This is a genomic window from Pseudomonas faucium (assembly GCF_021602585.1).
GTDB lineage: Bacteria > Pseudomonadota > Gammaproteobacteria > Pseudomonadales > Pseudomonadaceae > Aquipseudomonas > Aquipseudomonas faucium.
Genome location: NZ_BQIP01000047.1, coordinates 1 through 10,763, shown reverse-complemented (window position 1 = coordinate 10,763; position 10,763 = coordinate 1). Strand labels below are relative to the sequence as shown.

The 10,763-nt window shown below is 69.9% G+C and carries 6 protein-coding genes; all 6 read left to right on the top strand.

Translation table 11 applies throughout. From position 1 onward, the window contains the following. The first annotated feature begins 465 nt into the window (after positions 1-465). The gene (locus L6D75_RS27340) at positions 466-3,114 is read left to right on the top strand and encodes a LuxR C-terminal-related transcriptional regulator (RefSeq protein ID WP_176518130.1); all 2,649 of its coding nucleotides are present in this window, start codon (positions 466-468) and stop codon (positions 3,112-3,114) included. A gap of 111 nt (positions 3,115-3,225) precedes the next feature. Beyond that, complete coding sequence (locus L6D75_RS26880; RefSeq protein ID WP_176518129.1) at positions 3,226-5,013, top strand: acyl-CoA dehydrogenase C-terminal domain-containing protein; 1,788 nt, start codon at positions 3,226-3,228, stop codon at positions 5,011-5,013. Positions 5,014-5,169: 156 nt separating this feature from the next. After that, positions 5,170-7,272 (top strand): 3-hydroxyacyl-CoA dehydrogenase NAD-binding domain-containing protein, encoded by a 2,103-nt coding sequence (locus L6D75_RS26875; RefSeq protein ID WP_176518128.1) that lies wholly within the window; start codon positions 5,170-5,172, stop codon positions 7,270-7,272. A 34-nt stretch (positions 7,273-7,306) separates the two neighbouring features. Next, on the top strand, positions 7,307-8,491 hold the full coding sequence (locus L6D75_RS26870; RefSeq protein WP_176518127.1) for an acetyl-CoA C-acyltransferase: 1,185 nt from the start codon (positions 7,307-7,309) through the stop codon (positions 8,489-8,491). 17 nt (positions 8,492-8,508) lie between these two features. Beyond that, entirely contained in the window at positions 8,509-9,282 is a 774-nt protein-coding gene (locus L6D75_RS26865) for an SDR family NAD(P)-dependent oxidoreductase (RefSeq protein ID WP_176518126.1), read from the top strand. 27 nt (positions 9,283-9,309) lie between these two features. Further along, a partial coding sequence (locus L6D75_RS26860) for a sigma 54-interacting transcriptional regulator (protein WP_236193945.1) occupies positions 9,310-10,763 on the top strand: 1,454 nt, incomplete at its 3' end.

The window sequence follows — 10,763 nt, the reverse complement described above, 5'->3', positions numbered from 1 at the left end:
TGTCAGGCCATGGTTGTCCGCCTTTGGCGCCCGCCGAGAAATCGCGTCGTGCCACCCAGGCTGGCAACCATGGCCTATCAGGCATAGGTAGCGGTGTGGCGGTGGGCCTGTCTTGAGGTTTGCGGCGAGCATGAGATCGCGCGCCGCCCGCGCGGCGCATCGCGGATAAATCCGCTCCTACATTTGTTGCAACGTGCCACGGTCTGTCAGGCCATGGTTGTCCGCCTTTGGCGCCCGCCGAGAAATCGCGTCGTACAAACAAGGCTGGCAACCATGGCCTATCAGGCATAGGCACGTTGCAACAAATGTAGGAGCGGATTTATCCGCGATGCGCCGCGCGGGCGGCGCGCGATGGTCGCCCTCACACAACTCCCAAGCCAGCCCCCCATACACCAACAAAAATCCACACGCCCCGCTCCCATGCTCGGCTAGGATGTCTGGCCGACCCGATGGAACCTGCTCTTCATGCACCGTCCCACGCTCAAACCAAACCAGTTGCGCCCCCCTGCCGAGCCACCCAAGGGGGTACTGCGTGCGCGCCTGCTTGAGCAACTGGCCACCTCGCTGGGCGCGGGCGGCGTCGTGCTGCTGCAAGCGCCGCTGGGCTACGGCAAGAGCACCCTGCTGGGCCAGTTCGCCCGCCGCCAGGCCGAACCCTGGGCATGGCTGCGCCTGACCCGCGCCGAGAACCAGCCCCTGGCGCTGCTGCTGCACCTGCACGCGGCCTTGCAACTGCCCGCCGAGCAGCGCGACACGCAGCCGGCCGATGCGCTGTGGAGCCTGATCCTGGCCGACCTGGAAGCCCGCCAAGCCCCCCTGACGCTGCTGCTCGACGACCTGCACCTGCTCACCGCCGCCCCCGCCTGGCACTACCTGGACACGCTGCTGCACCACCCGCCAGCGGCGCTGCGCCTGGTCGCCGCCAGCGAAGGCCCGCCTTCCCTACCGCTGGCGCACCTGCGCCGTGACGGCCGGCTGAGCGTGCTGGGCGCCCGTGAACTGGCCCTGGACAGCGAAGAGACGCAGCAGCTGGCGCTGGCCCGCGAGGCCCACCTGGGCAGCGATGCGCTGTACCAGCTGCGCGCCGGCAGCGAAGGCTGGCCCAGTGGCGTGCTGTTCTGGCTCGAGGCCTACCGCGAGGCCCTGCTCGGCACCGGCCAGGCGCCCGCCGACCTGCGCCCGATCACCCGCCAGGCCTACGCCCATGCCCGGCAGTTTCTCGAAGAAGAGTGCCTGCAGCGCTTGCCGATGCCCTTGCGCGCGTTCCTCGAACACACCGCCGTGGCCCAGGTCTTCGATGCCGGCCTTGCCCGCGAGCTGGCCGCCAAGGCCGATGTGCCCGCCGCACTGCGCCAGCTGCAGCGCCTGGACCTGATCATCGAGGTGCCCCAGGGCAGCCACGCCGAATACCGCTACCACCCGGCCCTGCGCAACGGCCTCTACCAGCGCCTGGAGCAACGCGACCCGCAGCAGCTGCGCCAGCTGCATCGCCAGGCCGCCGACTGGCTGCTGGGCCAGCGCCGCTACACCGAGGCCATCTACCAGTTCGGCCGCGCCCGCGACCTGGATGCGGTGCTGAGCATCGTCGACCGGCACGGCTTCGAGCTGCTGCGCGAAGGCAAGGTCAACACCCTGGTCGATGTGCTCGACGAGGTTGCCGGCCACACCGGCAACGACAGCTTCACCCTGGCGGTGACCGAAGCCTCCACGGTGATGGTCACCAATGACATGGCCCAGGCCTGCCAGTGCCTGCGCCAGCTCTACGCCCTGCAGCGCCGCCAGGCGGTGCCGCGCCACCCCGAGCGGGTGCAGCAGACGGTGATGTTCCTGCGCAGCCGCCTGGCCTACCTGGGCGGCAACCTGGAGCACGCCCTGGCCCTGGCGGCGCGGGCACTGCAGGCCTTCCCCCAGCACAACGCGGCGCGCTCGGTGCTGTATTTCGACCGCGCCAACTGCCTGGCCGCGCTCGGCCAGCTGCCGCAGGCCCACGCCGAAGCCAGCCGCGCCCTGCGCGAGCTGCAGGGCTTTGGCCTGAGCGGCTACACCAACCTGCTGCACCTGCTGCTGGCCCAGATCGAACTGGCCCAGGGCGCCAACGACGCCGCCTGGGAGCGCCTGCAAGGCATGGCCGAGGTGCCCGCCACCGGCAGCTCGGGGCGCTTCTATGAACTGTTCCGCCACCTGGGCAAGGGCCTGGCACTGCTGCAGGCCAACCGCCTGACCCCGGCGCGCCACGCCCTGGCCCAGGCCGAGGTGCTGGCCCTGGGCTTCCCCCACAGCGCCGCGCTGCCCTGGGTGTTCCACCACCAGGCGTGCTTGCACTGGGCGCTGGGCGAAACCGCCCAGGCCAAGGCACGCTGGATGGAGGTGCGCCGGCTCGCCCAGCAATACCGCCTGTTCACCCTCTACCGCCAGGCCGGCGCCTGGCTGGCGCGCCTGGCCCTGCGCGACAACGACCAGGACTACCTGCCCGACTGGCTCGACCAGTGGCACTGGTGCCGGCGCCAGTATGGCGAGCAGCTGCTGCCCGAAGAATGGCTGGCCTATGCCTGGGTGCAGCGCCACCTTGGCCAGCGCGACAAGGCCCGGCAGATCCAGCAGGCGTTGCAGGCCCAGGCCCAGGCGCAAGGCAACCACCGCCTGCTGCTCGACGCCCTGCTGCTCGCGGCAGCCCTGCAGCAGGACCAGGACGACGCCCTGCAGAGCCTCGAACAGGCGCTGCAACTGGCCTGCGCACAAGGCTTGGGGCAGCTGCTGCAGTACGAGGGCGATGCAAGCCTGGAGGCCCTGCGCCAACTGCTGCTGCCAGCAGTGCGCGAGCGCCTGGGCCTTACCGCCCCGGCGCCCTCGCGCCAGCAGCTCGATGCGCTGTTCCGCCCGCTGCTGGCCAGCCGGGAAAACGCCGAAGGCACGCTGCTGGTGCCGCTCTCGCGCCGCGAGCTCGAGGTATTGCAGCGCATGGCCCGCGGGCAGAACAACGGGCAGATCGCCGAGGCCATGTTCATCAGCCTGAGCACGGTCAAGACCCACATCAACAACCTGTTCCGCAAGCTCGACGTGGCCGACCGCGACAGCGCCCTGTGCGCGGCGCGCGAACTGCAACTGCTGAGCTGACCTCCACCTGGGCCCGGCGCCGAATCCACCCGCCATTCCACCCCCTGGGTGGACGCGGCGCCGAGGCCTGCCTGCTACAACATGCCGAGTCCACCCAGCCAGGAGTTCGGCATGCCCAGCTACACCGCCCCATTGCGCGATATCACCTTCGTTGCCCAGGAGCTGCTCGACCTGAGCCGCCACTACCAACAACTGTCTGGCTGTGAAGCCCCGGACGAAGCGACCTTCGCCGCCATCGTCGAGGAAGGTGCCAAGTTCGCCGAACAGGAGCTGGCCCCGCTCAACGCGGTGGGCGACCAGCACGGCTGCCAGTGGCAGGACGGCAAGGTCACCACCCCGCCCGGCTTCGCCGCGGCCTACAAGCGCTTCGCCGACAACGGCTGGCTGGGCCTGGACAAGGCCCCGGCCTTCGGCGGCCAGGGCCTGCCGCCGTCGCTGGGCTTCGTCAACTACGAGATGGTGTGCAGCGCCAACCATGCCTGGGGCATGTACGGCAACCTCGCCGGCGGCGCCATCAGCACCCTCAGCGAGCATGCCGACCCGGCCCTGCAGGCGCGTTTGCTGCCGGCAATGATCGCCGGGCGCTGGGGCGGCACCATGTGCCTCACCGAAGCCCACTGCGGCTCGGACCTCGGCCTGCTGCGCACCAGCGCCAAGCCCCAGGCCGACGGCAGCTACCAGGTCAGCGGCAGCAAGATGTTCATCTCTGCCGGTGAACACGACATGACCGAGAACATCATCCACCTGGTGCTGGCCCGTATCGAAGGCGCACCGGCCGGGGTCAAGGGCATTTCGCTGTTCGCCGTGCCGAAGATCCAGGTCGATGCCCAGGGCCAGCTCGGCGCCCCCAACGGCGTGAGCTGCGGCTCGATCGAACACAAGATGGGCATCCACGGCAACGCCACCTGCGTGCTCAACTTCGACGGCGCCACCGGCTACCTGCTGGGCGAGGCCAACCGCGGCCTGAACGCCATGTTCACCTACATCAACGAGTCGCGCCTGGCGGTGTCGCAACAGGCCCAGGCCCACGCCGAGGCGTCGTACCAGGGCGCCCTGGCCTATGCCCGGGAACGTGTGCAGATGCGCGCCACGCCGCGCCTGCGCGAGGGCCAGCCGGCCGACCCGATCATCGGCCACGCCGATGTGCGGCGCATGCTGCTGACCCAGAAGGCCTACGCCGAGGGCGGGCGCATGCTCGCCTACACCTGCGCCAAGGGCGTCGACCAACTGCACCACGGCGCCAGCGCCGGCGTGCGCGAGGCCGCGGCGCGCCGCCTGGCGCTGCTCACGCCGATTGCCAAGGGCTTTCTCACCGAAACCGGCAACGAGGCCGCGCAACTGGGTATCCAGGTGTTCGGTGGCCACGGCTACATCCGCGAGTGGGGCATGGAGCAGATCGCCCGCGATGTGCGCATCACCGCGATCTACGAAGGCACCAACACCATCCAGGGCCTCGACCTGCTGAGCCGCAAGGTACTGGCCGATGGCGGCGAGGCCCTGGCCGAACTGCTGGGCGAGATCGAAGACTTCATCCAGAGCTGCACGGCCCCGGCCCACCTGGCCCAGGCGCTGCTCAAGCAGGTGGTCGCCTGGCGCGAGCTCAGCGCCTGGCTGCGCGAGGCCAGCGCCAGCGACGCCAACCTGATCGGCGCCAGCGCCTTCGACTACCTGATGCTCAGCGGCTACACCTTGGTCGGCTACCTGTGGCTGCGCGCCGCCTGCACCGCCGAGCGCGCCCTGGCCGCCGGCAGCGACGAGGTGGCGTTCTACCAGGGCAAGCGCGAAACGGCGCGCTTCTACCTGCAGCGCCTGCTGCCGCGCGCCAGCCTGCATGAAACGCTGATCCGCAGTGGCAGCGACAACCTGATGGACATCAGCGAGGCGGCCTTCGCCCGCTGATACGACCGAGCTGGTTTCCGCTGCCTGTTCCCTCCGGGCAGCGGACTTTTCGGGTGGCGGCCCGCGCTACGGGCCGCCACCTGGTTTTTTCATTCGTCTTAGCCAAGGCGAGGTTTGCAACGCCTCCCCCGGCCAATAACAACAAGGTTCCCTCTCATGCAGCTGATCGACTATCGCCGCGACCACCAACTGGCCTTGATCGGCCTGCGCCATGCGCCAGTCAACGCCCTTGGCCACGCCCTGCGCCAGGCGCTGATGCAGGCCTGCAGCCAGGCCGCCGCCGACCCTGAGGTACAGGCCATCATCCTGCACGGCCAGCAATTGCCGTTCAGCGCCGGCGCCGACATCAGCGAATTCGGCAGCCCCAAGACCTGGGAGGAGCCGGCACTGCCGCACCTGCTCGATGCCCTGACCCGCATCGGCAAACCCCTGATTGCCGCCATCGACGGCGTGGCCCTGGGCGGCGGCCTGGAGCTGGCCCTGGCCTGCAGCCATCGGGTGGCCAGCGCCAATGCCCGCCTGGGCCTGCCCGAAGTGCGCCTGGGCCTGCTGCCCGGCGCCGGTGGCACCCAGCGCCTGCCGCGCCTGATCGGCGTGGCCCCGGCCCTGGACATGATGCTTGGCGGCGACCCGATCGACGCCCGCCAGGGCCTTGCCCTGGGCCTGGTCGACCGCCTCGCCGAACCCGGCCAGGGCGTGCTCGAAGCCGCCTGCGCCTTCGCCCGCGAGCAACTGGCCGCCCCTGCCGCGCCAAGCCCGGCCAGCCCGCCTTTGAGCGACGCGCTGGCAGGCGACCTGTTCACCAGCCGCGAGGCGCAACTGGCCGCGCGCAAACCCGGCCAGCGCGCCCCGCTGCGCGTACTCGCCGCGGTGCGCGCTGCCTGCGAGCTGCCACTGGCCGAGGGCCTGGCCCGCGAGCAGGCGCTGTTTCGCGAAGCCCTGCAAGACCCACAGGCCACCGCCCTGCGCCACCAGTTCTTCGCCGAACGCGAAGCGCTGCGGGTGCCAGGCATCGACGCCAGCACGGCGCTGCGCAACATTGCCCAGGTGGCGGTGATCGGCGCCGGCACCATGGGCGCCGGCATCGCCATGAACTTCATCAATGCCGGTATCCCGGTACGCCTGCTGGAGCTCAAGCCCGAAGCCCTGGACCGCGGCCTTGCGCAAATCCGCAAGAACTATGAGAGCAGCATTCAGCGCGGCAAGCTCAGCGCCGAGCAGCTCGAACAACGCATGGGCCTGCTGCAGGGCACCCTGGACTACGCCGACCTGGCCGACGCGGACCTGGTGATCGAGGCGGTGTTCGAAGACCTGTCGATCAAGCAGCAGGTGTTCCGCACCCTCGACCGCGTATGCAAACCGGGGGCGATCCTGGCCAGCAACACCTCGACCCTGGACGTCGACCGCATCGCCGCCTGCACCCAACGCCCGCAGGATGTGGTCGGCCTGCACTTCTTCAGCCCGGCCAACGTCATGCGCCTGCTCGAAGTGGTGCGCGGCCGCCTGACCGCGCCGGACGTGCTGGCCACCACGCTGAAGATCGCCAGGCGCATCGGCAAGCTGCCGGTGGTGTCCGGCGTGTGCTTTGGCTTCATCGGCAACCGCATGCTCGAACCCTATGCCCGCGAAGCCCACCGCCTGGTGCTCGAAGGCGCCTCCCCGGCGCAGGTCGACAAGGTGCTCACCGGCCTTGGCCTGGCCATGGGCGTGTTCGCCATGTACGACCTGGCCGGCATCGACGTCGGCTACCTGGTGCGCCAGGCGCGGCGCAGCGAGATCGCCCACGACCCGAGCTACTTCCGCCTGGCCGACGAGCTGTACCGCCTGGGCCGCCACGGCCAGAAGAGCGGGCGCGGGTTCTACCGCTACGAAGGCCGCGAGCGCATCGAAGACCCCGAGGTGGAGCAGATCGCGGCGCAACTGGCGGCCAGCCTGGGCATCACCCGGCGCAGCATCAGCGACACGGAAATCCACGACCGCTGCCTGTTCATGCTGATCAACGAAGGCCTGCAGCTGCTCGATGAAGGCATCGCCCTGCGCAGCGGCGACATCGACCTGGTGTGGACCAACGGCTACGGCTTCCCGGCCTGGCGCGGCGGCCCCCTGCACTACGCCCGCGAGCTGGGCATGGACCGCGTGCTGGCTGGCATCGAGCAACAGCGCGAGCAGCTTGGCGCCTATGGCGACATGTGGCTGCAACCTGCCCCGCTGCTGCGCCGCCTGGCCTCCAGCAGCAAGCTGCGCAGCGCAAGCCTCTGACCGGCTCACCCCTGGCCCACAAGGAACCCCGAACATGAAAGAAGCCGTCATCCTCTCCACTGCCCGCACGCCGATCGGCAAGGCCTTTCGCGGTGCGCTGAACAACACCCGCTCGCCAAGCCTGGCGGCGCACGCCATCCAGGCCGCCGTCGCGCGCGCCGGCATCGCGCCCGATGAAATCGAAGACCTGGTGATGGGCACCGCGATGCCCTCCGGCACCGCCGGCTGGAACCTGGGCCGCATGAGTGCGCTGGCCGCCGGCCTGCCGGTGTCGGTCAGCGGCCAGACGCTGGACCGCCAGTGCGCCTCCGGGCTGATGGCGATCGCCACCGCCGCCAAGCAGATCATCGTCGATGGCATGCAGGCGACCATCGGCGCCGGCCAGGAAAACATCAGCGCGGTGCAGGCGCGCAACCTGGAATGGGCGCTGGCCGAGCAGGACAGCCAGGTGATCCAGCGCGTGCCCCACGCCTACATGCCGATGCTGCAGACCGCCGAGCACGTGGCCAGGCGCTACGGCATCAGCCGCGAGGCCCAGGACGCCTACGCCCTGCAGTCGCAGCTGCGCACCGCCGCGGCCCAGCGCGACGGGCTGTTCGACGCCGAGATCGTGCCGCTGACCACCCAGCAGCTGATCAAGGACAAACAGACCGGCGAGGTCAGCTACCGCGAGGTGACCCTGGCGCAGGACGAAGGCAACCGCCCGCAAACCCGCCTGGACGACCTCAGCGGCCTGAAGCCGGTGCTCGACGGCGGCTGCATCACCGCCGGCAACGCCAGCCAGCTGTCCGACGGCGCCAGCGCCTGCGTGCTGATGGACGCGCGCCTGGCCGAGCAGCGCAACCTGCAGCCCATCGGCCTGTACCGGGGCATCGCGGTGGCCGGCCTGGCCCCGGAAGAGATGGGCATCGGCCCGGTCTACGCGGTGCCGCGCCTGCTCCGCCAGCATGGCCTGAAGGTGAGCGACATCGGCCTGTGGGAGCTCAACGAAGCCTTCGCCTGCCAGGTGCTGTACTGCCGCGACACGCTGGGCATCGACCCGATGCGCCTGAACGTCAACGGCGGCGCCATCGCCATCGGCCACCCCTACGGCATGAGCGGCGCGCGCATGGTCGGGCATGCCCTGCTCGAAGGCAAACGGCGCGGCGTGCGCTACGTGGTGGTGACCATGTGCGTGGGCGGTGGCATGGGTGCCGCCGGCCTGTTCGAAGTGCTCTGAAACCAAGGACCGATAGCATGTTTGCAAACACATTTTCCCTGGCCGGCAAGACTGTGCTGGTTACCGGTGCCTCCAGCGGCCTGGGCGCGCATTTCGCCCGCCTGGCCCAGGCCGCCGGCGCCCGCGTGGTGCTGGCGGCGCGCCGCGCCGAGCGCCTGCAGGCGCTGGCCGAAGCGCTGCAGGCCAGCGGCGGTGAAGCCCTGGCCGTGGCCCTGGACGTGACCCGCCGCGACAGCGTCGAACAGGCCTTCGACCAGGCCGAGGCGCGCTTTGGCGTGGTCGACGTGGTCATCAACAATGCCGGCATCGGCGACCCGGGGCGTTTTCTCGAGCTGAGCGAGCAGGCCTGGCAGCGCATGCTCTCGACCAACCTCGACGGCGTGTTCCACGTGGCCCAGTGCGCCAGCCAGCGCCTGGTGAAGGCCGCCAAGCCAGGCAGCATCGTCAATATCGCCTCGATCCTCGGCCTGCGCGTGGGCAGTGGCCTGAGCCACTACTGCACGGCCAAGGCCGCCGTGGTGCAGCTGACCAAGGCCATGGCCCTGGAGCTGGCGCGCTATCAGATCCGCGTCAACGCCATCGCCCCGGGCTACTTCAAGACCGAGATGAACCAGGACTATTTCGACAGCGAAGCCGGCCAGGCCTACATCAAGGGCCAGGTGCCGCTGCGCCGCCTGGGGCAGTTGCACGAACTGGACGGCCCGCTGCTGTTGCTGGCCAGTGATGCCGGTGCATTCATGACCGGCAGCATCGTCGCGGTGGATGGCGGGCATCTGGTAAACCCGCTGTAACGCCTTCGCCTTACCCAAGGAGCCTGTATGTCCGTTGCCGCTTACCTGCCCCGGGTGGTCGCGCTGGTCACCCACCTGCACCGCCCCGCCGCGCCCAGCCGCATGGCGCAACTGATCGAGCAGGTAAGCGCCGATTACCGCCAGCAGGCGCGGATCGAGGTGATCGAAACCACCCTGGCCGACCTGCTGCCGCTGGCGCGCCGGCTCGAGAGCCGCCAGCAGGCCGATGTGATCCTGTGTTCCGGGGCCGCTGCCGATTACCTGCGCCAGCACCTTTGCACCACGGTGCGCACCTTGCACCTGGGCGAGTTCGATTTGATTCGCGCCCTGGTGCAGGCCCGCGACCGGGCCAGCAAGGTCGGCATCCTCAGCTTCGCCCAGCCCTACCCGGAGCTGGCCGCGATGCAGGCGCTGTTCACCCTGCAGATTCGCGAGCACACCTACACCTGCCTTGAGCAGGCGCGCGAGCAGGTCGAGCGCCTGGTCGCCGATGGGTTCGAGGTCATCATCGGCTCGCCCACCGTGTGCCAGCTGGCCGACGATGCCGGTGCCCAGGGGGTGCTGGCGCTGGATGCGCAAAGCCTGCGCCACACCTTCGACAGCCTGGTGACCCTGGCCGCCAAGCCGCTTGAAACACCCTCGCGGCGCCCGCCACGGCGGCCTCGCGACGCCGATGCGCGCCCGTTCAAGGCCCGCCACCATTTCGCCCAGATGCTGGGCGACGCCCCGGCCTTTCGCGCCACCCTGCACCTGGCCCAGCGCTACGCGCAAACCGACGCCACGGTGCTGATCACCGGCGAAAGCGGCACCGGCAAGGAGCTGCTCGCGCAAAGCCTGCACAACCAGAGCGCGCGCCAGCACGCGCCGTTCGTGGCAATCAACTGCGCAGCGCTGCCCGAGTCGCTGCTGGAAAGCGAACTGTTCGGCTACGAGGACGGCGCCTTCACCGGCTCGCGCAAGGGCGGCAAGCCCGGGCTGATCGAGCTGGCGCACGGCGGCACGCTGTTTCTGGACGAGATCGGCGACATGCCGGTGGCGCTGCAAACCCGCCTGCTGCGCGTGCTGCAGGAGCGCGAGGTACTGCGCCTGGGCGCCTGCGAGCCAACCCCGGTGGACATCCGGGTGATTGCCGCCACCCACTGCGACCTGCCCGCACGCATCGCCGACCAGCGCTTTCGCCAGGACCTGTACTACCGCCTGAACATCCTGCGCCTGGCCGTGCCGCCCCTGCGCGAGCGGCTGGCGGACATCGTGCCGCTGTTCAATGCCCTGCTCGCGCGCCACAGCCGCGCCAGTGGCCTGCCACCGGCCAGCGCCGAGCACCTGCAGGCCCTGCCGGCACTGCTGCTGCGCCATGCCTGGCCGGGCAATATCCGTGAGCTGGACAACATCGCCGAACGCGCCGCCCTGTGCCTGGGCACGCTCGCCGAGGGGGTCGAGCTGGCGGCGCTGTTCCCCGAGTTGTACCCGGCCGGCACCCC